The sequence below is a fragment of the Ilumatobacter fluminis genome, assembly GCF_004364865.1.
In the GTDB taxonomy this organism is placed as follows: domain Bacteria; phylum Actinomycetota; class Acidimicrobiia; order Acidimicrobiales; family Ilumatobacteraceae; genus Ilumatobacter; species Ilumatobacter fluminis.
The window spans coordinates 3,209,560-3,232,918 of sequence record NZ_SOAU01000001.1; the positions used below are offsets into that span (position 1 = coordinate 3,209,560).

Consider the following 23,359-nt stretch of genomic DNA (forward strand, 5'->3'; position numbering starts at 1 on the left):
CACCAATGCCAGGCCTCGAAGACCTGTACCGAGAGATCATCCTCGACCACTACCGCACGCCCCGGAACCGCGGCGAGCTCCCGGTGCCCCCGGCACGCCACGCCGAGGGCCACAACCCGCTGTGCGGTGACGAGATGACCGTCTACCTCGACGTGACCGGCGACGGTGACGACGCCGTCGTGAACGACATCAAGATCGGTGGCCAGGGCTGCTCGATCTCGCAGTCGTCCGCCTCGATGATGAGCGCCGCGGTGAAGGGCAAATCGGTCGGCGAGGTCAGGGCCCTCGTCCACAAGTTCAAGGGCATGATGTCGATCGACGTCGAGGGCGAGCCGTCCGTCGACGTGCCGCTCGGCGACCTCGAGGCACTGCAGGGCGTCGTCAAGTTCCCGGTCCGCATCAAGTGCGCGACCCTCGCCTGGAACACCCTGATCGAAGCGCTCGAAGCGAACGACTAGCGACCTGTCGACCCGACCGGCCGGAGCGCCGACTCGATGAACAGGTCGAACGTGGACGAACTGCTCGAAGCGATGCCATCGACGAGACGCCTGACGGCAGGCGAAGCGCTCGGTGCCCACCAGTAGGCTGGAACATCCCAGCACTCGAGCCGGACGTCGGGTGCCACGAGCGGAACGGTCATCACGGTCGTCGACGGCAGCGTGACCACACGGGTTCCGGGAGCCAGGTTGCGTGCGACCAACTCGACCGGCAGGCCGCCCGCCGACCCGACCGTGCCGCCCAGCCGACGGATCTGACGGCTCCGATGCGTCGCATCGCGTCGATGCGGCAGATACACCGCCCGCCCTCGCGAGCCGTCGAACTGTCTCCGCAGCCACTCGTCGTAGTGCTGTCGACCGATGAGTCCGTCAGCGGCCAGCGCGGTCCCGAGGACGACGAGATCGGTGTCGGGGAAACCCACGTCGACCCGTACCGAGCGCGACCACTCGAAATCGTGGCCGTCGACGCGGACTGCGATCTGCGACCCCGGGAGGATGGGGAGACCGCTGACGGCTCGCATCCGTCCCCTCGACCGGGCGCGAACGAGTCGGTGGGCGATCAGGCCGGCAGCCCAGCGTGCCGGCGCATCCGATGACCGTGGGCGGACCAGCGAGGCCGTGCGACGCCCGACCAACTCGAGCGCCCGGTGCGTCGACGAACCGTCGTCGAGGACGACGAGATCGAGGTCGCGGCATCGGGCGAGGATCGCTGCCGCCTGGCCGGAGAACAGGTCGCCGATCGCCAACTCCGTGGCCCATTGCCCGGCGTCTGCCGCAACCGACGGTTCCGACGCAGCCCAAATCCGCAGGCTCGGAACGGGATGACGGGCAACGAGGTCGAGCAGGGGTCGGTACGTCGATGTCGGTCCGCGCAGGTGGACCTCGACCGGCGGAACGAGCGCCCCGGCGAACGTCGCTTCGATCGCCGAGAGCAGCTGGAACGGCGACTCGACCCATGCGATCGTGCCGACGTCATGACGTGTTGACGACATCCGAACCTCCCCGCTCGTCGAGAACATGTGCCGCCCGTGCCGAACGACGCACCGCTGCCTTCGTCGCCGACCACCACGCTCGTCGTGACGGACCGGGACGGGCCGAACCGGGTGTCGGCGCGGTGTCTGCGATCACCGCTGCCCAGTCGTCCAGCTCGGCCGGATGGAAGTAGTTCGAGCGGCGCCACGCAGCATGGGGCATCTTCGGGTCGGAGAACGACCCGTCCGCCAGCCTCACGAGGCACCCCGACGACTCGAACACCCGATTGAGGTGGGTGTCGTCAACGCCGAAGTCGGCAACGATGCCGATCGGGACATCGGCCGCGACGGCCTCGAGTGCCGCCGTCGAGCTGATCGTCACCAGGCCGGACGCCCGACGCAGCGAAGCCGACATCGGACCGTGCCGAAAGGACAGTCGGTCGGCATCGAAACGACCGGCCGAGACCAGGCCGTCCCACAGGGGGCGATACGGATGTTCCTCGGCGTGCGCGGTCGTTTCCGAGCCGATCGTCCGCTCGTGCACGACGATCTGTGGCGCGGACGAGGCGGCGAGCCGTTCGAGCAGCCAGGCCCGCTCCGCCGACGAGCGAGGCACGGCTGCCTGGGTCGCGAACACCAACTCGTCAGCATCTGCGTCGCGGGGTTGCGCCCGACACGACGGCAGGTGTGCCAAGGCGACACGGGTGGCGGCTCCCCGTGTGTCGAACAGTGATCGATACGCGGCCTGCTCGGCCAGCGAGTGGACGATGAACACGTCGATACCCGCCCTCGCTTCCGCAGCGCGGGCACGGGCCGGGAGCGCGATACCCGGCGTCGCCGCCACCGTGACCGTCGGCGGCGCCTGCCGGATCGCCCCGTAGTGCAAGGCGACGAGCGTCGGGCCGTCGCAGGCGAGCACCACGACGTCGGGCGCCGTCATCTGGAGAACTGCGGCGAACGCTCGTATCCCGACCGTGGTCGGGGCGTCGACGCCCGTTCCCTCGGTCGCAGCCACGATCTGACGTGCGGACACGGTGCCGCCGAGCACGTAGTTCTCGAACGACCATTCCGGAGGCGCGCCGGAGGCGAGATGACTCAGCCACTTGAGATGTGAGTCGGAGCTCGCGACCGCCACGACCCTCATGCGGACGTGAGCGTCTCCACATCGGGACGCAGGCGGCGACGAGGCTCTTCCTCGCCGGGATAGACGCGCATCACACCGTCCCCGAACGCCGTCTCGACGACGCGGATGTCGCGCACGAGCTGCCGAAGCCCCTGCGGCTCGAGCGACGCCGCGTGATCCGAACCCCACATGGTCCGGTCGAGGGTGATGTGCCGTTCGACGACGCAGGCTCCCATCGCAACCGCAGCGACCGAAATCTGAAGACCCCGCTCATGGCCCGAGTACCCCACCGGTACGCCGTACCGCTCTCCGAGCGTGCGGATGCCGAGGAGGTTCGCCTCCTCCGGCGGACACGGATAGGTGGACGTCGTGTGCAGCAGGATCAGTCGCTCGGAACCGACGACGTCGACGGCGCGATCGATCTCGTCGAGCGTCGACATGCCGGTCGACAGGATGACCGGCCGACCAGTGTCGCGAATCGCTTCGAGCAACGGCACGTCGGTGATGGACGCGCTCGCCACCTTGTGGCACACCACATCGAACTGTTCGAGGAACTCGACCGACGGGATGTCCCAGGGCGACGCGAACCAGTCGAGCCCTCGCGCCGTCGCGTGCCGACCGATCGCCGCGTAGGCGTCGGCGTCGAACTCCATCCGTTCCTTGTACTCGAGATAGGTCATGTCGCCCCACGGTGTCGAGCGGATTCGTTCGCGCTGGTCGACCGGAACGCAGATACTCGGCGTCCGCTTCTGGAACTTGACCGCATCGCAGCCCGCCTCGGCAGCGACGTCGATCAAGGCTCGGGCGATCGCGACTTCGGCGTTGTGATTGATGCCGATCTCCCCGATGACGTAAGCCGGGGTGTTCGGGCCGACCAGTCGGTCACCGATGGGGACGCGTCGTTCAGACGTTGACTGCATGGGGGGATTCCTCCTTGTTGGCGGCCGGATCGGGTCCGGTCGCTCGAATCGATCGCAGGACGGCATCGGCAACCTCTCGCACAGCCCCGGCGCCGCCGACCGCGCTGGTCACCGCTCGAGCGAGGTGCCGGACACTCGGATGGGCGTCGGCGACGATCGTCGGCCATCCGACGATCTCGAGGCAGCCGGCGTCGTTCTCGTCGTTGCCGACGTAGACGGTGTCGGCTGGGTCGACGCCGTTTTCGCGTAGCCACTCGGTGAGCGCGGTCGGCTTGTCCTCGCAGCCCGAGACACAGTCGACTCCCAACTTCTCGGCCCGGCGCGCGACCACCGGATTTCGTTCGGTCGAGAGCACGAGAACAGGCACCCCGGCGCGCCGCAGCGAGGCAATACCCCAGCCGTCTCCCCGGTGCACCGAGACCGCTTCGCGGCCGTCTTGATCGACCGTCGCGCGGTTGTCGGTGTGGACACCGTCGAAGTCGGTCACGACCGCTCTCACCGGCGACTCGTACTCGGCGCCGACCGGCTCGACCAGGCGCCGAGCGACATCGAGGTCGAACTGCTCGTCGATCTCGATGGTCGGCGACTCGCAGATCGCCGGGACGATGTGGCCGAAGAAACGGTGGCCCAGCCGCCCGAAGCCCTCCCGACGCATTGCGTAGAAGGCCCCCGTCTCCACGAACTCCGCCGGCCGGTCCTGACGGCGCTGCCGCTCACTCGAGTCGTGGTTCACTCCGACTGCCCCCAGATCGGCGTCGAACTGCCAGACGAACCGATGGAACGGAGCGGCAGCGAACACGACGTCGACCGCACCGCCTCGCACTCGACCGATCGAGTCGGCGAGCGCAGATGCGTCGATGAACGGGCTGGTGCACTGGACCAGTACGACGACATCGACGTCGTCGTCGTCGACCTCGCTCAGGGCGTGCACGACGGCGGACTCGGAGGATGCGGTGTCGCCGGAAATCGACGCTGGACGGCGAATCGGCCGAGCGCCTGCCGACTCGGCCTCCGCGAGGATCGCCTCGTCGTCGGATGAGACAACGATCAGGTCGATCGCTCCACTCGCTCGGCATGCGTCGACGGCTCTGGCGACGAGCGTTCGACCACCCACGCGCTGGAGGTTCTTGCCGGGAAGACCCTTCGAACCGCCGCGAGCCGGAATGACGGCAACGGCTCTCACGACCGCGCCCACCGATCGACTCGTCGATACCAACGTCGCGCCGGACCGCGAAGAACGGACCGGAGCAGCGTCTTCCCACGGCCGACCCGGCGGTCCGACTCACCGGACGCGCCAGTCGGAGCGATCGACCGAGCGTGGAGTCTGGGGGTCGACCGCTCTGCGACGTACGGGGACGGCAGCGGCAACGACCCCTCGGATCGCTGCTCGAGCAGCTGACGAACTCGGACGGCGAGATTGGCCGGATCGTCATCGTCGTCGAGACCGTTCGTGGCCGCCCACCCGGGATCGAGATCAGGACGAACGTCCGCATCGACGTCGTTCATGCTCACCAACAACCCCGACCCGATGAAGGCGTGATTGCCGAGCGACTCACCGAGACCGACGTCGGTCAAGACACCGGCCGGTACGCCCATGGCAGCCGCTTCCAACGCAGCGGTCGAGCTCACGGTGAGGAGGAGGTCGGCGACGGCGAGGTAGGTCGACATGTGGCCGTACTCGATCCGGAGATTCGGCGGCCGGTCGACGACGCTGCGCTCGTACAACTCGCCATAGTGGTGCCGCTCGCGGTGTGTCGTCGCCTCGTCGGGGTGCGATCGGAGCTTGACGATCACGTCACGATCGGGGAACGCCCGTGCGTAGCCGACCAATCGTTCGAGCAGGTAGAGCCGGTCACTCCGGTGGCGCGGCACATCGGGCTGGACGGCGAAGACGACCGTATGCGGCGGCCACACCGGCCGATCGCGCTCGACCTTCGCAGCGGCAGTGACGACACTCGCTCCGGTCCGGACGAGGCACGACGGGTCGGCACCGAGCTGCTCGGCGATTGCGCCGAACTGCTCACGATCGAGCGCCGAGTTGCAGCAGACGACGTCCGCGCCGAGACGCCAGACGAGCCCTTCGACGTGCTTCTCGTAGACCAGTCCGGCGTAGCCGGTCACGACGATCGGTCGGCGGCCGGTCCGCTGCTGACGATCGGCCACGAGCGAGAGCAGACGGGCGAGCCGCGATCCGACCGTGTTGACGACGAGGATCTCGACATCGAGCAAGTCGTCGAGCCCGTCTTCGTCGACGACCAGATGCGCGGTCGTCACTGCGTTCTCGGTCAGCTGCCGCTCGCTCGGAACGGCGCCGTCGGCGAGCGACACCAGTGTGATCGACACGGGCGTGTCGGCGACGAGCGAGTCGGACAGCGCTCGCGCCGTGGTCTGCGTCCATTTCAACCGGGTGTCGGAGTCCGAGATGCACAACACCGTCGTCGTCGAGGTCCTGAGATCCGAACCCGACGTGGTGGTCAGCGTCATGGCTTCCTCCCGACGTGGAAGACACGCCAGTTCTCGCGAAAGCCTCCGAGCCCGTCGATGGGTACCTGATCGCGACGGCCGCGGCCTCGGATGTCCCGCCGCCGCTCCGTCGTGTCGAACCCGGAGTCGACTCGATCGAGGTCGGCGAACAAGAAGTCCAGACAGTCAGGCGTGAAGCGCCAGAAGTCGATCGGCACCGGGTGATAGCGCCAAGCGAAGAGCGTCGACGTGTACGAGATGCCGCCGGGGCGGAGCAGACGGCTGATCTCCTCGGCCGCCAACCAGGGGCGATTCACGTGCTCGAAGACATCGACACTCACCGCGACGTCGAACGACTCGTCAGGGAGCTCAGGGCACGATGTGATGTCGCCGACCACGACGGGGACCGACGACGAACCGGCCTCGATGTCCATCACGGAGTAGTTCCAGGCCGACGCTGCGAACACGTCGGTTCGTGGGTGCTCGCGAGCCCCGATCTCGAGCACATCGCCCGCCGAGAGTCCGGCCGCGGCCAGGACGGCGCGAATGTGGGCGTTGATGCGGTCGTTACGCCGCGGACCTCGCTTCCACTCCTGCTCGAGCAACTCGAGTTCTCGGATCCTGGCGGCGGGTTCGAGCGGTTGGGCGGCGGTTCGCGCAGCGTGCACGGCCTCAGGTTGCGGCCGCCGTGCGATCGCCGCAAGGGATGTCGGCGACTGTTCCGCCACCGTTCAGATGTCGTCCGCCGAGTTGTCTTCGACGGCCATGAGCGGTTCACCGAACGTCCATCTCCGCGACCCTTGCACGCACGATTCAGCGAACCGAGACCCGGCGTGAAACAGTCGGGTTCGTGACGGAGACTGCCGACCCCCCGCCATCGTCCGACGACGTCCGCGAATCACGCCAACGCGCCGGACGCGCGATCCGCGACCTCAGCCACGCGTTCATCGGACGACACGCGTCCGTCGAACAGATCGACCGGTTGTCGGAGGTGCTCGAGGGAATCACCGCCGAACTCTGGCCGCAGGACCACCGCTCGCGCTTCGACGCGTTCGACCGGGAACGAGACATCGACTACCCGCAGGGTCGGTTCACCCACGACTTCGACGACCGTCCCGTGTCGGGCACGGCCTCGCCGTACGGGCTCGATCTCGAGCTCCATCGGGTCGGCGACGAGATCGAGGCCCTCGTCACCCTCCGTTCCGCCCACGAGGGCGCACCCGGTCGGAGCCACGGCGGAGTCGTCGCGGCGTTGTTCGACGACGTGTTCGGATTCGTGCTCGGTGTGATCAAGCAATCGGCCTTCACCGGCGAGCTCACGATTCGCTACCACGCTGCGACCCCGCTGTTCAGCGAGTTGGCGTGCCGCGTCCGGTTCGACCACCAGGACGGGCGCAAGATCTATCTCGTCGGCGAGCTGACCGAGCGGTCGTCGGGCAACCTGATCGCCACTGCCAAGGCGACGTTCATCGCCGTCGATCCGGAGATGTTCGCCCGCCTCACCGCCGAGCGGCCGCCGCCGCCCGACGAATCGTCCTCGCCGACGGCGTGATCAAGTACCTCGGCTCGAAGCGGCGGCTCGTCCCGGCGCTGACCGAGCTGTTCGAACGCTCGCAGGCACGCACGGCACTCGACCTGTTCACCGGCACGACCCGGGTCGCGCAGGCGTTCAAAGCGGCCGGCGGCGAGATCACGGCGGTCGACGCCGCCCGCTACAGCGAGGTGTTCGCCCGGACCTGGATCGAGACCGACGGCGAGTCGTTCGATCTCGACGCACTGTCCGCCGAGATCGACCGGCTGAACGCCCTCCCGGGCCTCGACGGCTACGTGACCGACACGTTCTGCCGGTCGTCGCGCTTCTTCCAGCCGTTCAACGGTGAGCGGATCGACGCCATCCGACAGGCGATCGCCGACGAACACGCCGGCACGGTGCTCGAACCGATCCTGCTGACGAGCCTGTTGCTGGCCGCCGATCGCGTCGACTCCACGACCGGGCTCCAGATGGCGTACGTGAAGGAGTGGGCGCCACGCTCCTACAAGCCACTCGAGCTGCAGGTGCCGGCGCTGTTGCCCGGCACCGGCCGTGCGGTGCGAGGCGACGCCTCGACCATCGCCGCCGAACTCGGCCGGTTCGATCTGGCCTACCTCGACCCGCCGTACAACCAGCACCGCTACTTCACGAACTACCACGTGTGGGAGACGCTCGTCGCGTGGGATCACCCGGAGCACTACGGCGTGGCGTGCAAGCGCGTCGACAGCCGTGACGACGACACTAAGTCGGTGTTCAATCGCAAGCGAGAGATGCCCGACGCCCTGCGCCGAACGATCGCGTCGGTCGACGCCGACGTCGTCGTCGTGTCGTACAACGACGAGTCGTGGGTATCGCTCGACGACCTGCGAGACATGTGCTCCGTCCACGGTGATGTCGTCGCCTTGGCGTTCGACTCGAAACGCTACGTCGGCGCCCAGATCGGCATCCACGGGCCGACCGGCGAACGGGTCGGCCAGGTCGGCAAACTGCGCAACCAGGAGTACGTCCTCGTCGCTGGTCCGACCGACCAGGTCGCCCACATGACCCACCCCTTCGCCGCCAATCGCGTGACCTGAAGGGTCGGAGACGTTTCGTCGGTCGCGACGAAACGTCTCCGCCCCCTAGGCGAGGAAGAGTTGGTAGGCGGGGTGGGCGGTCTCGTCCCAGTGGCGGTAGCCGAGATCGGCGAGGAAGGCGGTGAACGCGTCGTGGTCGTCGTCGGGCACCTGCATGCCGACGAGGACGCGGCCGACGTCGGACCCGTGATTGCGGTAGTGGAACAACGAGATGTTCCAGTCGGGCGACATGCTCGTCAGGAACCGAGTGAGGGCACCCGGCCGCTCGGGGAACTCGAAGCGGTACAGCCGCTCGTCGTGCGCCAGCGGTGAATGGCCGCCGACGAGATGCCGGATGTGCAGCTTGGCGAGCTCGTCGTCGGTCAGGTCGAGCGTGTCGAGGCCGGCACGGCGGAACTCGGCGGCCAGAGCATCGGCCTCGCCACGGTCGGCGACCTGGATCCCGACGAAGACATGCGCCTCGGCGCTGTCGCCGATCCGGTAGTTGAACTCGGTCACCGATCGGTCGGGCCCGATGATCTCGATGAAGCGGCGGAAGCTCCCCCGCTCCTCGGGGATCGTCACGGCGAACACCGCCTCACGCTGCTCACCGATCTCGGCCCGCTCCGACACGAACCGCAAGCGGTCGAAGTTCATGTTCGCCCCGCATGCGACGGCGACGAACGTCTGATCGTGTGCGCCGGTCCGAGCGACGTACTCCTTCAGGCCGGCGACGGCGAGCGCTCCGGCCGGCTCGAGGATCGCCCGGGTGTCGGTGAAGACGTCCTTGATCGCTGCGCACACGGCGTCGGTGTCGACCCGGATGATCTCGTCGACGTAGCGCTGCACGATGGGGAACGTCTGCTCACCGACCAGCCGCACAGCGGTGCCGTCGGAGAACAAGCCGACGTTGTCGAGCTCGACCCGCTCACCGGCCTCGACCGATCGGGCCATCGCATCGGAGTCTTCGGTCTGGACACCGATCACCCGGACCTCGGGGCGGAGCGCCTTCACATAGGAGGCGACACCCGAGATCAGTCCGCCTCCGCCGATCGCGACGAACACCGCATCGAGCGCGCCCGTGTGCTGTCGCAGGATCTCCATGGCGATCGTGCCCTGACCGGCGATGACGTCGGGGTCGTCGAACGGGTGGACGAACGTGAGGCCACGCTCCTCCATCAGCTCCGAGGCACGGGCCTGGCTGTCGGTGTACGACTCACCGGCCAGCACCACCTCGGCGCCGGCGGCTCGCACGGCGTCGATCTTCACCTCGGGCGTCGTGGTCGGCATGACGATCACGGCTCGGCAGCCCAGCTCGTTCGCCGCCAACGCGACGCCCTGCGCGTGGTTGCCGGCCGACGCGGCGATCACGCCGCGGCTCCGCTGCTCCTCGGTGAGGTTCGCCATCTTGTTGTAGGCGCCTCGGATCTTGAACGAGAAGACCGGTTGGAGATCTTCGCGCTTCAACAGCACCCGGTTCCCGATCCGTTCCGACAACGTCGGTGCGGGTTCGAGTGGGGTCTCGTCGACGACGTCGTATACACGAGAGGTCAGAATGCGCTTGAGGTAGTCGGTGGCGTCGTGGCCGTCGGACATGTCTGCATGCTGGCAGATCAGCACCGCTGACACCTCGCCCCGTACAGTGACGATCGTGGGTTGGGTCGACGACGTGATCGAGCGCACCGAGGCCGCGCTCGACGGGCAGGGCGATCCTGAACGGGCGGCGGGTGCCGAGCACTACATGAAGGGCGTCGCTCCGTTCCTGGGTCTGACGGCCGGCGAGCGACGCTCGCTGCTCCGAGCAGCGTGGGCCGGCCTCGGCACGCCGACGAGCGACGAGCTCGGTGATGCGTCGACGCAGCTGATGACGTTCGACGAACGCGAGTTCCACTATGCGGCGACCGACCTGACGGCACGATTTCGACGCGCTGCCGACGCCGACTTCCTCGATCGATGGGCCGAGCGCCTGCTGACCACGAAGCCGTGGTGGGACACCGTCGACGGGTTCGGCAGTTCGATCGTGTGCCCGTTCGGACGCGACCACGACGTGACGGCGACGATCGATCGGTGGTCGGAGTCGGGCGACATCTGGCTGGTGCGCTCGGCGATCCAACACCAACGGGGTTGGAAGGACGACACCGACATCGTTCGGGCCCTCGAACTGTGCGATCGACACTGGTCGAACCGCGAGTTCTTCGTCGCGAAGGCGATCGGCTGGGCCCTGCGTGACCTGACTCGCCTCGACCCACCGGCGGTCCGCCGGTTCCTCGACACGCATCCGGAACCCAACCGAGTCGCGGTCAGAGAAGCCGAACGAGGCCTGGCCCGAACCTGACCCGCTGGCTCGACCTGGGTCGGATTCTTTACTTCTTGAGGTCGGTGACGGTGCCGTTGCTGACGCGGACCAGGTCGTCGGGTGTCAGGGGGAACACGTCGTGCCAGGTGCCGGCGGCTGCCCACACCTCCTCGTACTGGAGCAGGTCGGGATCGACGAACACGGGCAGCTCGCTGGTGTGACCGAACGGCGGCACACCACCGATCGGATAGCCGGTGGCGGCCCGCACCGCGTCGGCGTCGACACGCCCGCACTTCGCCCCGCCGGCGGCAGCGGCGAGCTTCTTCTCGTCGAGCTGGTTCGAGCCGCTCACGTACGCCAGCACGATCTCACCGTCGACACCGAAGATCAGGCTCTTCACGATCTGGCCGACATCGCAGCCGATCGCCGCCGCAGCATCGGCGGCGGTCTTGGCACCGTCTGGCTGATGATGCGGGACGACCTCGATCCCGAGCTGTTCGCCCGCTTCGACGACCCGCTGGACGTTCTTGTGCCACTCGCTCATATCGCGCCGAACGTAGCCCGCCGCTCGCCCGCCGGGACAGCCAGTTCCCAGGCCTTGGCGAAACGCATCAACTCGACGTCGCTCCGGGGTGGCCCCACGAACTGGACGCCCACCGGCAGCCCGTCCGGTGTGAAGGCGGCCGGCATCGACATCGCCGGACAGCCCGTGAGCGTGATGTCGGAGCACGAGCGCATCCAGTCGACGTAGGTCGGCATGGTCGTGCCGTCGATCTCGGTGGGCCACTCGGTCTCGACCGGGAACGGCACGACCTGGACGGCGGGCAACGCCAGCACGTCGTAGCACCCGAAGAACCGGCGAGCTCGTTCGACGAGGTCGGCGTGGCCGGCGGCGGCACGGGCGTGATCGGTGAGGGTGAACGAGCGACCGAGTTCGACGTTCCAGCGAACCGTCTCCTTCAGCTGCTCGGACACCCGGTCGTACAGCTCGCCGGCCGCCAGTTCGAAGTGCCAGGCCCGAAGCACCTGGAAGATCTCGCCGGCGTCGCCGAGGTCGGGTGCGTCGTCCACGACGTCGCACCCCAGTTCGCCCAGTCGGTCGGGCACGAATGCGAGCGCGTCGCGAACGGCACGATCGACCGGCAGGCCGAGGTCGGGCGTCCAAGCGACGCGGAGCCCGGTCAGGTCGGCGGGCTGCTGCGTGAGCACCTCGGCGAACGAGTCGCCCGACTGCGGCAGCGAGATCGGGATGCGATGGTCGGGCCCGGCGAGCGCCTGCATCTGCAACGCCAGGTCGTCGACCGAACGAGCCATCGCCCCGGCCGTGGCGAGCGGCGACCAGGGCGCACGGTTCGGCCACGACGGCACCCGTCCGGCCGACGGCCGGAGGCCCACGACGTTGCAGAACGACGCCGGGTTGCGCAACGAACCGCCCATGTCGGACCCATCGGCGATCGGCACCATGCCGGTCGCGAGCGCGACCGCCGCTCCTCCGCTCGAGCCGCCGCACGTGAGAGACGGGTCGTACGGGTTGCGGGTGGCGCCGAAGACCGGGTTGAACGTGTTCGATCCGGCGCCGAACTCGGGCGTGTTCGTCTTGCCGATCGTGACCGCGCCGGCGGCTCGCAGCCGCTCGACGACCAGCCCGTCGATGTCGGGAACCCAGTCGGCGAAGATCGGCGACCCCATCGTGGTCCGGATCCCGGCGGTCGGCTCGAGGTCTTTGTGGGCGATCGGCAGGCCGTGCAGCGGACCGAGCTCGTCGCCGCGTGCGACCGCTTCGTCGGCCTCGTCGGCCCGCTCGGCGGCCCGGTCGGGGACGAGGGTGACGACGGCGTTGAGCCGAGGGTTCACGGCGTCGATGCGTGCCAGACATGCGTCGAGCAGCTCGCGTGCCGATACCTCCCGCTGCCGGATCATCGAAGCCAGCTCGACGGCCGAGTGATCGCAGAGGTCGCTCATGCGTACTCGGGTTCGGCGGGAGCCGGCTCGGGCTCGTTCGCCGGTCCGGCCATCAGGAAGACGAACAGTGCAAGGGCGGAGCAGAGTCCGGCGATCATGTACGACAGCTCGTAGTCGCCGGACAGGTCGTGGAGCCAGCCGAGCAGCAACGGCCCACCGGCCGTACCGATCAAGACGTAGAGCTGGGCACGGCTGTAGATGCGGGGATAGTCGCGGACCCCGAAGCGTTCGGCGATCAGCAGCGGCTGCAGCATCAAGATGTTGCCCACCGTTGCGCCGAACAGGATGATCGCCATGAAGATGGCGGTCGTCGTGTCGGCGAACGCGAGGAAGAACATAGCGACGCCCTGCAGCCCGGCGAGTACGGCAGTGAAGCCGGTCATGGGCACCGAGGTGACCACGCGCCCACCGACCAGACGGGCGACGACCGACGTGGCCGCCAGCACCAGCGTCGCCAATGCTGCCGTGTCGGCGGTGGTGCGTTCTTCCACCAGCTTCACGAGCTGCTGGATGCCGCCGACCTGCGAACCCAGGGCGAGGACGTAGGCGGCGGTGACGGCGATGAAGAAGCGCGATCGCACCGCTTCGTGGAACGGGGTGCCGGCCGGCGCAGCTGCGGCGACGCCGGGCGTCGCTCGAAGCCCGTCGGGCAGCCAGCCGAGTGCTGCGGGGTCGGGCTTGATGAGCCAGTACGCGACCGGGATGATCCCGACGGCCCACACGATCGCGAGCCATGGCGTGCCGGCTTCGAGGCCCTCCCGATCGAGGAGCCACTTGGCGGCCGGTGTGATGACGATGCCGCCGGCCGACAACCCGGTCGAGGCCACCGACAGGGCGACACCGCGGCGTTGGTGGAACCAGCGGGTCACCACGGTCGTGACCGGGACGAGCCCGGCGAAGGCGAACCCGAACGCAAAGACGCCGTAGACGACGAACAGTTGCCAGGGGGCCGTGACCCGTCCGAGGCCGAACAACGCCACGCTGCCGATGACACCGCCGGCCGCGATGACGTGGCGGACGTCGTAGCGACCGATCAGGCGTGCGGCCAGCACCCCGACCATGCCGCCGACGAAGAAGAAGAACGTCGTCGCGAGCGAGATCGACGAGACCTCCCAGCCTCGTTCCTTGCTGAGTGCGTTGAGGTAGACGGCCAATCCGTAGAAGCCCAGGCCCGAGGACGTCATCAGGACGAGGAAGGCGCCGGTGACCACCCACCAGCCGGGGAAGCGCTCGCTTCTCAGTTCTGGTTCAGCAGTCCCGCCCACGCCCGAACGGTACCGATCGGGGCGTCGATATCGTGAGTCGTACGATGTTCACCAACACGCTCAAGACCGGAGTCCTCCTCGCTGGCATGGGCGGTCTGATCGTGGCCGTCGCCGGCATCCTCGGCGGCGGGAGCAGTGCCTCGCTCACCATCGGCGTCGTTCTGGCGCTCGTGATGGTCGGCGGGTCGTACTGGTTCAGCGACAAGCTCGCCCTCAAGGCGGGCGGTGCGCGCCCGATCACCCGCGAACAAGCCCCCGAGTTCTACGACATGATCGCCCGCCTCGCCGAGCGGGCCGACCTCCCGATGCCGACCGTCGCCATCGCCGACAACCCGCAACCCAACGCCTTCGCCACGGGCCGCAACCCGAATCACGCCGTCGTGTGCGCCACCCAGGGCCTGCTGTCGTCGCTCAGCCGCGACGAGGTCGAGGGTGTCATGGCGCACGAGCTGATGCACGTCAAGCACCGCGACATCCTGATCGGATCCGTCGCCGCTGCGATCGCGACGGCGATCTCGTACATGGCGCAGATGGCGATGTTCTCGCAGATGTTCGGCGGCCGAGACCGTCGAGACAGCAACCCGGTCGCGATGCTCGCCGTGGCGATCCTCGCCCCGGTTGCTGCGACGCTGATCCAGATGGCGGTCTCGCGTTCTCGCGAGTACGAGGCCGACCGTGGCGCCGCCGAGTTGATCGGCACGGGCGAGCCGCTCGCGAGTGCGCTCGAGAAGATCGAGGTGCTGGCCAAGCAGCGACCGATGGCCGTGCAGCCCGCTCAGGCGTCGATGTACATCCACAACCCGCTCGCCGAGGCCCGGTCGAGCCAGGGCGGTCCGAACATGTCGAAGATGTTCAGCACCCACCCCCCGACCGCCGAACGCATCCGCCGCCTGAGAGAGATGAACCCGAGCCCCATCGTGTAGCCGTCGGTTGGGGTCAGACCCCAACCGACGAGCATGCTCGAAGCCTCCAGAGGTCGGTTGATGTCAGACATCAACCGACAGCTCGGCTCGACGCTTCAGGATCCGGTCGGTCGGTTGATGTCTGACATCAACCGACTCAGCCGTTTTTGGGGAGGTCTTTGAAGGGGGTGTTCTTCTCCGGCCCGGGTTCCTTCGGGAGGCCGAGGACCCGTTCGCCGATGATGTTGCGTTGGACCTGGTCGGTGCCCCCGTAGATCGGCGGGGCCTGCGCGAACAGGGCCAGTTCGGTGACGAACCCGTTCATCGGCTTGCCGACGGCTTCGTCGAGCACGGCCTTCGCGTCGCTCTCGTAGGCGTGCAGCATGCCCTCCGGTCCGAGGATGCGCAGACCCAGGTCGCGCTGGAGCCGCATCATGTCCGACATCGACAGCTTGCCGATGTTGCCGAAGCCGGGGATGTCGCCACCCGACGCCTTGAGCGCCTTGAGCCGGAGGGTCTGCATCCGACCGATCTCGGCGAGGGTGTGCAGCCGCATCAGGTCTTGGCGGATGGTCGGGTCGTCGATCGCACCGGTCTGCTTGGCGAGTTCGATCAGCATCTTGCCGGCGCCGCGGAACTGAGCACCGCCACCGCCCGAGCGGCGGCTCTGGACGAAGTCGCCGGCTCGCTTGTCGAGGTGCCCCGCGACCGTGCCCCGGATCGCCGCGCTCGAGGCGGCGCTGCCACCGCCCGCCCCGAGACCGGCGCGTTCGAAGGCCAGGGTCGTGTTGGTGACGGCCCACCCGTTGTTCTGGCCGCCGATCATGGCATCGGTCGTGGTGACGGCGTCGGACATGAACACCTCGTTGAAGAGTGCTCGGCCGGTCATCTCCTTGAGCGGTCGGATGTCGACGCCGTCCTGGTGCATGTCGAGCGCGAAGTAGGTGATGCCCTGATGCTTGGGCACGTCTGAGTTGGTGCGGGCGATCAACATGCCGAGGTCGGCGTAGTGGCCACCGGAGGTCCACACCTTCTGGCCGTTGACGATCCACTCGTCGCCGTCCTGGACGGCGCGGGTCTGGAGGCCGGCGAGGTCGGAACCGGCGACCGGCTCGGAGAACAGCTGGCACCAGGCCTTCTGCCCGGTGACGATGTCGCGGACGTACCGATCGATCTGTTCCTGGGTGCCGTGCATCGCGATCGTCGGTGCCGCGAGCAGCAGGCCAAGGCCACCGGGTGCACCGAGCGCACCGTGTTCGCCGATCGTCTCGGCGACCTTGACGGCGTCGTTGCGGGAGAGGTCGCGCCCGTAGGCGTTGGTCGGCAGGGCCGGTGCGGCCCAGCCGGCGAGACCCAGGCGTTCCCACCACTCCGCGACCGTCAGGTCGGGATCCCAGTTCTCGTCGAGCCAGCTCTTCAGTTCGTCGATGACGTCAGCCATGCGACGCATCGTGCCAGACCTGACCCGCCGGTCAAGAGTCGAAGGGTTGCGGGCCAGAAGGGGTCAGGCACCTTCTGGCCGACGGGTCACGGCGACCATGCACTGCATCGCCAGAAGGTGCCTGACCCCTTCTGGTCTGACCCCAACCGACGGGTTACATCGAGAAGAGGTCGTCGAGGGAGCCGGGTTGGGCTCGGGGGCCGGCGGGTTCGTCGGCGTCGTCGGCGAGATCGGCTTCGGGGGCGAAGGCTGCGTAGCCGTCGCGTTCGAGGACCTCGGCCAGTTCGGGGCCACCCGACTCGACGATGCGGCCCTTGACCAGGATGTGCACGTGGTCGGGCTTCAGCTCTTCGAGCAGGCGGTTGTAGTGGGTGATGGCGATCACGCCGAGCGGCGACTCGGCGTCGTTCGACATCTCCTCGACGCGGCGCGAGCAGTCGCGGAGCGCGTCGATGTCGAGGCCGGAGTCGAGTTCGTCGAGGATCGCGAACGTCGGTCGGAGCACCGCGAGCTGCAACGTCTCGTTGCGCTTCTTCTCGCCGCCCGACAGGTCGACGTTGAGCGGACGGTGCAGGAATCGCTCCTCGAAACCGATCTTCGCGGCCTCGGCCGCCAGTGCATCGCGGAGGCCGTCGGTGGTGCGGCCACGCGTGGTGAGCGCTTCGCCGAGCATGTCGTCGAGCATGACGCCCGGGACCTCGGTCGGGTACTGCATCACGAGGTGGAGTCCGGCAGCGGCACGCCGCCATGCCGGCAGCGAGAGCACGTCGGTGCCGTCGAGGTCGACCGAGCCACCGGTGACCTCATAACCCGGCTTGCCCATGAGCACGGCCGACAAGGTGCTCTTGCCGGCGCCGTTCGGGCCCATGATGGCGTGCACCTCGCCGGAGGAAACGGTGAGGTCGATGCCGTTCAGGATCTGCTTGCCGGCGACGGTGGCCGACAGGCCGGAGATGGTCAGGGTGCTCACTGTACGGCCTCCTGGGTGATCGTCACGTGGACGTGACCGTCGATCACGGTCGCGTCGTACACGGGCACGGGTTGGGTCGCCGGCAACGTCTGCGGCTCACCGGTGGTGAGGCTGAACGCGCTGCTGTGCTTCGGGCATTCGATCTCGAGCTCGTCGCACCAGACCTCACCCTCCGACAGCGAGACGTCGGCATGGGTGCACGTGTCGCCGATGGCGTAGACGTCGTCGCCGATGCGGACGATGGCGACCTTGACGCCGCCGATGTCGGCCTTGCGGGCGGTGCCGGGCTCGAGGTCGTCGAGTTCGAACAGGGCGTGGCTGGTCGTCATGAGTCGTCTCCGATCTTGAGCTTGGCGGCGACACGGGCCCGCAGGTCGGCGGCCAGTTCGGCCGACGGCAGCTGCGAGATGACCTCGTCGAAGAAGCCGAGCACGACGAGGCGCTCGGCGATCTCGGGCTGCACGCCACGGCTCTCGAGGTAGAAGCGCTGGTCCTCGTCGATCGGGCCGACGGCGGACGCGTGGGCGCACTTGACGTCGTTGGTGCGGATGTCGAGGTTGGGCACGCTCTCGGCCCACGCACCCTCGCTCAGGGTCAGCGTCCGGTTGGTCTGGTAGGCGGCGGTGCCGCGCGCCTCCTCGCCGATCGCGATCAGGCCGGTGTACACGCTTGCCGACCGGTCCTGCACGGCGCCCTTGAACAGCAGATCGCTGTTCGTGTGCGGTGCGACGTGATCCTGGATCACGCGGAAGTCGTGCATCTGGGTGCCGTCGGCGAAGTAGAGCGCAACCTGCTTGGTGGAGGCGCCGCGTCCGATCGAGCGGGCTTCGGTGCGAACGCGTGCGTAGTCGCCGCCGAGCGACACCGTCGACAGCAGCAGCGTGGAGTCGCGGTCGCTCTCCGCACGCTGGTGTCCGATCGACCAGGCTTCGTCGTTCAACTCGTTGACGGTCAGGTACTTCACCCGCGCGGCGGCGCCGACCCGGGTGTGGAGCACCGGCAGGGTGAGCGCCGCTCCGCCGCTCGCCGACCGGAAGATCTCGATGACGGTGACCTCGCTGTCGGCGCCTGCGTCGATCAGGAGACGGGGCGTCGTCAGGGCGCCGCCGCCCGGGATCGAGTGGGTGACGACGATCGGCTCGGGCACGACGGTGCCTGCCGGGATGACGAGGTGAACGGCCTGACCGCGAGCGGCGCTGATCTCGGCGAACACGTCAGGCGGACCGTCGAACAGGGACACGACGCCGTCGTCGGCGACGTAACCGTCGCCGTTGCGGATCGACACCTCGTGATCACCCGGCGTGAAGCGGGCGAGGTCGAGGTCGCCGATCCGGCTGTAGCGCCAGATCTCCTGGTCGGTCGTCGGCAGCTCGATCTGGTCGAGCCGGCTCAGGTCGAGGGACGGAGCAGCAACAGACATCGGACCCAATTCTACTATCGGGATAGTGGAAATAGGTCGGTCGAATCGGGCGCCGGATCGACCCGCGTCAGGAGCCGCGGCGACGGAAGAAGCGCTTCAGTCCCTTGCGCTTCTTGGACGCCGCTTCGCGCTCGGCGTCGACCTCGGCCTTGATGCGGTCGCCGGCCTGGTTGAGGATGTCCTCCGCCTCGTCGAGCAAGGCGGCGGCGGTGCCGTCGTCGAGGCTGCTCGGCTCGGGCGGGGTCGGCGGCACGACGAGCGATCCGTGGGTCCAGGCGACGTCGGCGAGACGCCGTTCGTACTTGGGACAGTTCTCGGGGCACCGCCACGGCGCGTCGGGCGCCAGGTCGAGGTTGCACTTCCGGACCGTGTCGCCGTTGGGGTACGTCCGTGATTCGAAGTTCTTGCACTCCGTCCGCATCGGCATGCGGGTCAGGCTAGCGACGCGTGAGGCGACGCGGTGAGCACCGCATCCGGGGTCGGAAGATCTCCCTGAACGTCGACTCCGTCGCCGTCCGCTACGACACCCGACCCGATCTAGCCCACGGAACCTTCCATCTGGAGCTCGATCAACCGTGACCATTCGACGGCGTACTCCATCGGCAGGGTGCGGGTGATCGGCTCGATGAAGCCGTTCACCACCATGCTCATCGCCTGCTCCTCGGAGAGGCCGCGGCTCGTGAGGTAGAAGATCTGCTCGTCGGCGATCTTCGAGACGGTCGCCTCGTGGCCGATCTGGGCGTCGCGTTCGCCGACCTCCATGTAGGGCAGCGTCTTGCTCACCGAGTCCTCGTCGAGCAACAGGGCGTCGCACTCGACGTGGCTCTTGCAGCCGTGGGCACCCTCGTCGACCCGGACGAGTCCGCGGTAGGTGGTGATGCCGCCGTCCTTGCTGATCGACTTCGACACGATCTTCGACGAGGTGTTCGGCGCGGCGTGGACCATCTTGGCCCCGGCGTCCTGGTGCTGACCCTCGCCTGCGTAGGCGACGGAGAGCACCTCACCGGTGGCACCCTCGCCGACCAGGTAGACGGCCGGGTACTTCATGGTGAGCTTCGACCCGATGTTGCCGTCGATCCATTCCATGTGGCCGTGCGCTTCGACCTTGGCCCGCTTGGTGACCAGGTTGTAGACGTTCGGCGACCAGTTCTGGATCGTGGTGTAGGTGACACGGGCGTGCGGCTTGACGACGATCTCGACGACAGCCGAGTGCAGCGAGTCGCTCGAGTAGACCGGCGCCGAGCAGCCCTCGATGTAGTGCACCTTGGAGCCTTCGTCGGCGATGATCAGGGTGCGCTCGAACTGGCCGGCGTTCTCGGAGTTGATGCGGAAGTACGCCTGCAGCGGCATCTCGCATTCGACGCCCGGCGGCACGTAGATGAACGAGCCACCCGACCAGACCGACGTGTTGAGCGCGGCGAACTTGTTGTCGCCCGGCGGGATGACCGTGCCGAAGTACTCCTTCACCAGGTGCGGGTACTCGCGCAGGGCGGTGTCCATGTCGCAGAAGAGGATCCCCTGGGCCTCGAGGTCTTCGCGGTTCTTGTGGTACACGACCTCGGACTCGTACTGCGCCGTGACGCCGGCGAGGTACTGACGCTCGGCTTCGGGGATACCGAGCTTCTCGTACGTCTTCATCATCTCCTCGGGGAGCTCGTCCCACTCGGAGACCTGGTCGCCCTTGGGGCGCAGGTAGTAGTAGATGTCCTGGAAATCGATGTCGGGCATGTTGACCGCGAACCATTCGGCCATCGGCTTGCGGTCGAACAACCGCAGCGAACGCAACCGCATGTCGGTCATCCAGCGGGGTTCGCCCTTCCACCACGAGATCTGCTCGACGACGCCTTGGTTGATGCCCTTCTCGGGCGTGAAGGCGTACTCGACCTCATCGCTCCAACCGAGGTCGTACTTGGACAAGTCGAGATCGAACGTCGTCATCGGTCACTCCGTTCCGTGTCGTCCGTGGCGGACGAGGGGGTCTGGTGGATTTCCACTACGGCCATAGTAACAATCCGGCGGCCCGTTTGACGACGGGCGACGCAGGGTTTCGGGACGTCCTCGACGCTGCGATCACGCAGCGGCTTCGTCGTCGCGCACGTCGATGCGCCCGGCCATGCGCACGTCGACGTCGTAGTCGATGTCGGCATCGACCGGTGCGTCGATCTCGATGAAGATGCACTCGCCGGGGCACACCTCGGCGGCCTTGATCACCGACTCGACGTGCTTGGGTGCGACGGCGGCCAGACTGCCCGACCCGCCCGGGTCGTTCTGGGCCTCGCCGTCCTCGACGACGTACGCAATGCCGTCTTCGAGCAGGGTGAACACGTCGTGACAGTGGTCGACGCAGAGACCGTCGCCGGTGCAGAGGTCTTGGTCGATCCAGACACGCATGTTCGAGCCAACCTAACCGGGCGCCGTTCCGTTCCCACGTCGGCGCCCGGTGTCGGTGGCGTTCTCAGAGTGCGTTCAGGAGGAACTCAGCTCCACTTGTCGCGAGCGGTCTCGTAGACGCCCTGGTCGTACGAGAACTCGATCATGTTGCCGTCGGGGTCGGTCAGCATGCAGATGTAGCCGATCGGGTCGGGCATCTGACGGGCCGGCATGCCGAGGCAGCCGGCGGCTTCGCCCTTGGCGGCGACGGCGTCGACGTCTTCCTTCGTCGGCAGCTCGATGCCGAGGTGGCTGAACGGGGTCAGCGTGGCCGTGGTGGCACCGGCGAAGGGATCCTTGTCGGGCAGGAACTGGGCCAACACGAGGATGAACGGGTTGTCGGGGTCGGGGTGGCCGAGCCACGCACCGAACCCGTCCTCGTCCTCACGCCGCTCGAGCACCTCGAGCGGCGTGAACGTGGTGTACCAGTCGACCGTGGCGTCCATGTCGGTGACACGGAGCGCGACGTGGGTCCAGCGCGCCGTCTTCGGCCGCAGGTCGTGGAGCGCCTCACTCATTGGTCCATCCTTCCGGGATCTGGGGGTCGTCGCCACCCTTGACCCAGAGCACGAAGGTGTTGCCCCACGGGTCTTCGAAGGCGGCGTTGAAGCCATTGAACTCGGCCCAGTAGTGGTCGCGCCAGAGTTCTTTGGCCCCACGCTTGACGGCCTCGCCGAGGATGCGGTCGATCGAGTCGTCGTCGGAGACCAGGATCCACACTCGGGTCGTGCGGCCGTTCGTCGCCGGCTCGCGGGGCTCGGCGCCCTCCGGGTCGGGGTACGGGCGGGCATTCGCCGTGTTGTGGATGCCCATGTGCAGGTTGCCCGTCGGGCCCTGTGAGCCGTCGTCGAGCTGGAAGTTCTGGCCGGGCACGATGCGGTGGAACACACCGGCGGGGCGGCCCTCGACTTCCCAGCCGAAGACGGCCTCGTAGAACTCGGCGGTGGCTTCGGGGTCGGCCGACGGGAAGTCGACGAAGATCAAGGTGTTCGGATACGACATGACCGAGACCCTAGCCCATAGGTCCGATGGTCAGACCATTCGACCGTTCGAGCTGGCCACCGCACCGTGCGACTCGAACGTCACCACGATCTTCCCGAAGAACCGACCGGCCTCCATCCGGGCCTGGGCGTCACCGATCCGGTCGAACGGCCACACCGAGTCGATCACGGGTTCGAGCGCATGGTGTTCGACGAATGCGAGCATCTCGGTGAACTCGTCGTCGGAGTACCCACCAGACCCGATCAGGGATTTCCCCCAGTGGTACACCGAGGGCAACGACATCTCGATGTCCGTGCCGGTCGTCGTCCCGCAGAACACCATCCGGCCCTCGGGCCGGAGCGCAGCGATCGACGCCTCGAACAGAGCCGGACCGACGTGGTCGACCACCAGGTCGACGCCGCGTCCCCCGGTCCATTCCATGACCCGAGCGACGACGTCGTCGTCGTAGTGGTCCACGACGAACTCGCACCCGAGTCCCAGCGCGTGATCGATCTTGGCGGCGCCGCCCGCCGTGCCGATCACGCGAGCCCCGTGGGCGATCGCGAGTTGCACCAGCGCCGTGGACACACCGGAGGTCGCTGCGTTGACGAGCACCCACTCCCCCGGCGCGACGCCGCCAGCGGTCACGAGGGCCCGCCACGCCGTCGCATACGCGACGGGCAGACAAGCGGCCTGGATCTCGTCGAGACCGGCCGGCACCGCGTGGCAGCTCGCCGCCGGGACGGCCACGAACTCGGCGAATCCGCCGTCGCGCGTCGAGCCGATCGACCGGACGTCGCTGCAGTACGGGTCGAAGCCGGCTCGACAGTTCGCGCACTGGCCGCACGAGCTGACCGGGTTGACGATGACGGTGTCACCGATCGCCGGGCCACCGGCACCGACGTCCGCCCCGTGGCGGACGACGGTGCCGGCGACGTCGAGTCCGGCGATGTGGGGCACCGAGAAGCCCCGCACGAGCGGCGCCTCCTGCTGCAACAGGTCGAGGCGATTGAGGGAACAGGCCTGCACCTCGATCACCACCTCTCCGGTGCCGGGCACGGGCACCGGGACGTCGACGATCCGCACGTCGGCGCCCGACGCGAACCCGTGTTGAACCTGTGCTCGCATCGAT

General features: G+C 67.9%; 25 protein-coding genes. 5 read left to right on the forward strand and 20 right to left on the reverse strand.

Features of this window, described 5'->3' with window-relative positions:
* Window positions 1-5 precede the first annotated feature (5 nt).
* A complete protein-coding gene (gene sufU, locus BDK89_RS14515) occupies window positions 6-458 on the forward strand; it encodes a Fe-S cluster assembly sulfur transfer protein SufU (RefSeq protein WP_133869628.1) in 453 nt (150 codons plus the stop codon).
* On the opposite strand, the gene BDK89_RS14520 is transcribed toward sufU, so the two are convergent.
* Genes BDK89_RS14520 through BDK89_RS14545 form a run of 6 tightly spaced genes read right to left on the reverse strand, consistent with a single transcriptional unit; the run spans window position 455 to window position 6,642 of the window.
* On the reverse strand, window positions 455-1,489 hold the full coding sequence (locus BDK89_RS14520; protein WP_133869629.1) for a hypothetical protein: 1,035 nt from the start codon (window positions 1,487-1,489) through the stop codon (window positions 455-457). The genes sufU and BDK89_RS14520 overlap by 4 nt on opposite strands.
* On the reverse strand, window positions 1,470-2,612 hold the full coding sequence (locus BDK89_RS14525) for a DUF6716 putative glycosyltransferase (RefSeq protein ID WP_133869630.1): 1,143 nt from the start codon (window positions 2,610-2,612) through the stop codon (window positions 1,470-1,472). Before BDK89_RS14525 ends, BDK89_RS14520 begins: the two co-directional genes overlap by 20 nt.
* Entirely contained in the window at window positions 2,609-3,511 is a 903-nt protein-coding gene (locus BDK89_RS14530; RefSeq protein WP_133869631.1) for an N-acetylneuraminate synthase family protein, read from the reverse strand. Before BDK89_RS14530 ends, BDK89_RS14525 begins: the two co-directional genes overlap by 4 nt.
* Window positions 3,495-4,706 (reverse strand): acylneuraminate cytidylyltransferase, encoded by a 1,212-nt coding sequence (locus BDK89_RS14535; protein WP_208294082.1) that lies wholly within the window; start codon window positions 4,704-4,706, stop codon window positions 3,495-3,497. Before BDK89_RS14535 ends, BDK89_RS14530 begins: the two co-directional genes overlap by 17 nt.
* Entirely contained in the window at window positions 4,691-5,995 is a 1,305-nt protein-coding gene (locus BDK89_RS14540; protein ID WP_133869632.1) for a DUF6716 putative glycosyltransferase, read from the reverse strand. The genes BDK89_RS14535 and BDK89_RS14540 overlap by 16 nt, the downstream gene beginning before the upstream one ends.
* Window positions 5,992-6,642, reverse strand: coding sequence for a class I SAM-dependent methyltransferase (locus BDK89_RS14545; protein WP_166657591.1), 651 nt, complete (start codon window positions 6,640-6,642; stop codon window positions 5,992-5,994). Before BDK89_RS14545 ends, BDK89_RS14540 begins: the two co-directional genes overlap by 4 nt.
* Before the next feature lie 182 nt (window positions 6,643-6,824).
* Between BDK89_RS14545 and BDK89_RS14550 the strand changes: the two genes are divergently transcribed.
* Entirely contained in the window at window positions 6,825-7,526 is a 702-nt protein-coding gene (locus BDK89_RS14550; RefSeq protein WP_166657592.1) for a PaaI family thioesterase, read from the forward strand.
* A complete protein-coding gene (locus BDK89_RS14555) occupies window positions 7,523-8,581 on the forward strand; it encodes a DNA adenine methylase (protein ID WP_133869635.1) in 1,059 nt (352 codons plus the stop codon). The genes BDK89_RS14550 and BDK89_RS14555 overlap by 4 nt, the downstream gene beginning before the upstream one ends.
* 45 nt (window positions 8,582-8,626) lie before the next feature.
* On the opposite strand, the gene ilvA is transcribed toward BDK89_RS14555, so the two are convergent.
* On the reverse strand, window positions 8,627-10,156 hold the full coding sequence (gene ilvA, locus BDK89_RS14560; RefSeq protein ID WP_133869636.1) for a threonine ammonia-lyase, biosynthetic: 1,530 nt from the start codon (window positions 10,154-10,156) through the stop codon (window positions 8,627-8,629).
* 55 nt (window positions 10,157-10,211) lie between these two features.
* Between ilvA and BDK89_RS14565 the strand changes: the two genes are divergently transcribed.
* The gene (locus BDK89_RS14565) at window positions 10,212-10,895 is read left to right on the forward strand and encodes a DNA alkylation repair protein (protein ID WP_166657593.1); all 684 of its coding nucleotides are present in this window, start codon (window positions 10,212-10,214) and stop codon (window positions 10,893-10,895) included.
* 28 nt (window positions 10,896-10,923) lie between these two features.
* On the opposite strand, the gene BDK89_RS14570 is transcribed toward BDK89_RS14565, so the two are convergent.
* The 3 genes from BDK89_RS14570 to BDK89_RS14580 are packed head-to-tail and all read right to left on the reverse strand — an operon-like array spanning window position 10,924 to window position 14,083.
* Window positions 10,924-11,400, reverse strand: coding sequence for a YbaK/EbsC family protein (locus tag BDK89_RS14570; RefSeq protein ID WP_133869638.1), 477 nt, complete (start codon window positions 11,398-11,400; stop codon window positions 10,924-10,926).
* The gene (locus BDK89_RS14575; protein ID WP_133869639.1) at window positions 11,397-12,818 is read right to left on the reverse strand and encodes an amidase; all 1,422 of its coding nucleotides are present in this window, start codon (window positions 12,816-12,818) and stop codon (window positions 11,397-11,399) included. The genes BDK89_RS14570 and BDK89_RS14575 overlap by 4 nt, the downstream gene beginning before the upstream one ends.
* Complete coding sequence (locus tag BDK89_RS14580; protein ID WP_133869640.1) at window positions 12,815-14,083, reverse strand: MFS transporter; 1,269 nt, start codon at window positions 14,081-14,083, stop codon at window positions 12,815-12,817. Before BDK89_RS14580 ends, BDK89_RS14575 begins: the two co-directional genes overlap by 4 nt.
* Before the next feature lie 44 nt (window positions 14,084-14,127).
* On the opposite strand from BDK89_RS14580, the gene BDK89_RS14585 reads away from it, so the two are divergent.
* Entirely contained in the window at window positions 14,128-15,006 is an 879-nt protein-coding gene (locus tag BDK89_RS14585) for a zinc metalloprotease HtpX (RefSeq protein ID WP_133869641.1), read from the forward strand.
* A 136-nt stretch (window positions 15,007-15,142) separates the two neighbouring features.
* Here the strand turns inward: BDK89_RS14585 and BDK89_RS14590 are convergent, their stop codons facing one another.
* The 10 genes from BDK89_RS14590 to BDK89_RS14635 form a co-directional block, all read right to left on the reverse strand.
* Window positions 15,143-16,426, reverse strand: a complete 1,284-nt coding sequence (locus tag BDK89_RS14590; RefSeq protein ID WP_133869642.1) for an acyl-CoA dehydrogenase family protein — start codon at window positions 16,424-16,426, stop codon at window positions 15,143-15,145.
* A 154-nt stretch (window positions 16,427-16,580) separates the two neighbouring features.
* On the reverse strand, window positions 16,581-17,396 hold the full coding sequence (sufC, locus tag BDK89_RS14595) for a Fe-S cluster assembly ATPase SufC (RefSeq protein WP_133869643.1): 816 nt from the start codon (window positions 17,394-17,396) through the stop codon (window positions 16,581-16,583).
* Window positions 17,393-17,725, reverse strand: coding sequence for a non-heme iron oxygenase ferredoxin subunit (locus BDK89_RS14600; protein ID WP_133869644.1), 333 nt, complete (start codon window positions 17,723-17,725; stop codon window positions 17,393-17,395). The genes sufC and BDK89_RS14600 overlap by 4 nt, the downstream gene beginning before the upstream one ends.
* Window positions 17,722-18,816 (reverse strand): Fe-S cluster assembly protein SufD, encoded by a 1,095-nt coding sequence (gene sufD, locus BDK89_RS14605; RefSeq protein WP_133869645.1) that lies wholly within the window; start codon window positions 18,814-18,816, stop codon window positions 17,722-17,724. The genes BDK89_RS14600 and sufD overlap by 4 nt, the downstream gene beginning before the upstream one ends.
* Window positions 18,817-18,883: 67 nt before the next feature.
* Window positions 18,884-19,243 carry a hypothetical protein gene (locus tag BDK89_RS14610; protein WP_133869646.1) on the reverse strand — a complete coding sequence of 120 codons (360 nt, stop codon included), beginning with the start codon at window positions 19,241-19,243 and terminating at the stop codon, window positions 18,884-18,886.
* A gap of 110 nt (window positions 19,244-19,353) precedes the next feature.
* The gene (sufB, locus tag BDK89_RS14615) at window positions 19,354-20,754 is read right to left on the reverse strand and encodes a Fe-S cluster assembly protein SufB (RefSeq protein WP_133869647.1); all 1,401 of its coding nucleotides are present in this window, start codon (window positions 20,752-20,754) and stop codon (window positions 19,354-19,356) included.
* 132 nt (window positions 20,755-20,886) lie between these two features.
* Window positions 20,887-21,207: a ferredoxin gene (locus BDK89_RS14620; protein ID WP_133869648.1), complete on the reverse strand. Its 321-nt coding sequence runs from the start codon at window positions 21,205-21,207 to the stop codon at window positions 20,887-20,889.
* Between the two features lie 86 nt (window positions 21,208-21,293).
* Entirely contained in the window at window positions 21,294-21,764 is a 471-nt protein-coding gene (locus tag BDK89_RS14625; protein ID WP_133869649.1) for a VOC family protein, read from the reverse strand.
* Complete coding sequence (locus BDK89_RS14630; protein ID WP_133869650.1) at window positions 21,757-22,248, reverse strand: VOC family protein; 492 nt, start codon at window positions 22,246-22,248, stop codon at window positions 21,757-21,759. Before BDK89_RS14630 ends, BDK89_RS14625 begins: the two co-directional genes overlap by 8 nt.
* Window positions 22,249-22,278: 30 nt before the next feature.
* The gene (locus BDK89_RS14635) at window positions 22,279-23,355 is read right to left on the reverse strand and encodes a zinc-binding dehydrogenase (protein WP_166657594.1); all 1,077 of its coding nucleotides are present in this window, start codon (window positions 23,353-23,355) and stop codon (window positions 22,279-22,281) included.
* Window positions 23,356-23,359: the final 4 nt, after the last annotated feature.

Excerpts from the sequence above, each read along its gene's own strand:
- BDK89_RS14610 (WP_133869646.1), bottom strand. The coding sequence starts at position 19,243 with ATGCCGATGCGGACGGAGTGCAAGAACTTCGAATCACGGACGTACCCC.
- BDK89_RS14630 (WP_133869650.1), bottom strand. The coding sequence starts at position 22,248 with ATGTCGTATCCGAACACCTTGATCTTCGTCGACTTCCCGTCGGCCGAC.
- BDK89_RS14525 (WP_133869630.1), bottom strand. The coding sequence starts at position 2,612 with ATGAGGGTCGTGGCGGTCGCGAGCTCCGACTCACATCTCAAGTGGCTG.
- BDK89_RS14590 (WP_133869642.1), bottom strand. The coding sequence starts at position 16,426 with ATGGCTGACGTCATCGACGAACTGAAGAGCTGGCTCGACGAGAACTGG.
- BDK89_RS14530 (WP_133869631.1), bottom strand. The coding sequence starts at position 3,511 with ATGCAGTCAACGTCTGAACGACGCGTCCCCATCGGTGACCGACTGGTC.
- sufU (WP_133869628.1), top strand. The coding sequence starts at position 6 with ATGCCAGGCCTCGAAGACCTGTACCGAGAGATCATCCTCGACCACTAC.
- BDK89_RS14575 (WP_133869639.1), bottom strand. The coding sequence starts at position 12,818 with ATGAGCGACCTCTGCGATCACTCGGCCGTCGAGCTGGCTTCGATGATC.
- BDK89_RS14520 (WP_133869629.1), bottom strand. The coding sequence starts at position 1,489 with ATGTCGTCAACACGTCATGACGTCGGCACGATCGCATGGGTCGAGTCG.
- ilvA (WP_133869636.1), bottom strand. The coding sequence starts at position 10,156 with ATGTCCGACGGCCACGACGCCACCGACTACCTCAAGCGCATTCTGACC.
- BDK89_RS14585 (WP_133869641.1), top strand. The coding sequence starts at position 14,128 with ATGTTCACCAACACGCTCAAGACCGGAGTCCTCCTCGCTGGCATGGGC.
- BDK89_RS14570 (WP_133869638.1), bottom strand. The coding sequence starts at position 11,400 with ATGAGCGAGTGGCACAAGAACGTCCAGCGGGTCGTCGAAGCGGGCGAA.
- BDK89_RS14540 (WP_133869632.1), bottom strand. The coding sequence starts at position 5,995 with ATGACGCTGACCACCACGTCGGGTTCGGATCTCAGGACCTCGACGACG.
- BDK89_RS14600 (WP_133869644.1), bottom strand. The coding sequence starts at position 17,725 with ATGACGACCAGCCACGCCCTGTTCGAACTCGACGACCTCGAGCCCGGC.
- BDK89_RS14635 (WP_166657594.1), bottom strand. The coding sequence starts at position 23,355 with ATGCGAGCACAGGTTCAACACGGGTTCGCGTCGGGCGCCGACGTGCGG.
- sufB (WP_133869647.1), bottom strand. The coding sequence starts at position 20,754 with ATGACGACGTTCGATCTCGACTTGTCCAAGTACGACCTCGGTTGGAGC.
- BDK89_RS14620 (WP_133869648.1), bottom strand. The coding sequence starts at position 21,207 with ATGCGTGTCTGGATCGACCAAGACCTCTGCACCGGCGACGGTCTCTGC.
- sufD (WP_133869645.1), bottom strand. The coding sequence starts at position 18,816 with ATGTCTGTTGCTGCTCCGTCCCTCGACCTGAGCCGGCTCGACCAGATC.
- BDK89_RS14625 (WP_133869649.1), bottom strand. The coding sequence starts at position 21,764 with ATGAGTGAGGCGCTCCACGACCTGCGGCCGAAGACGGCGCGCTGGACC.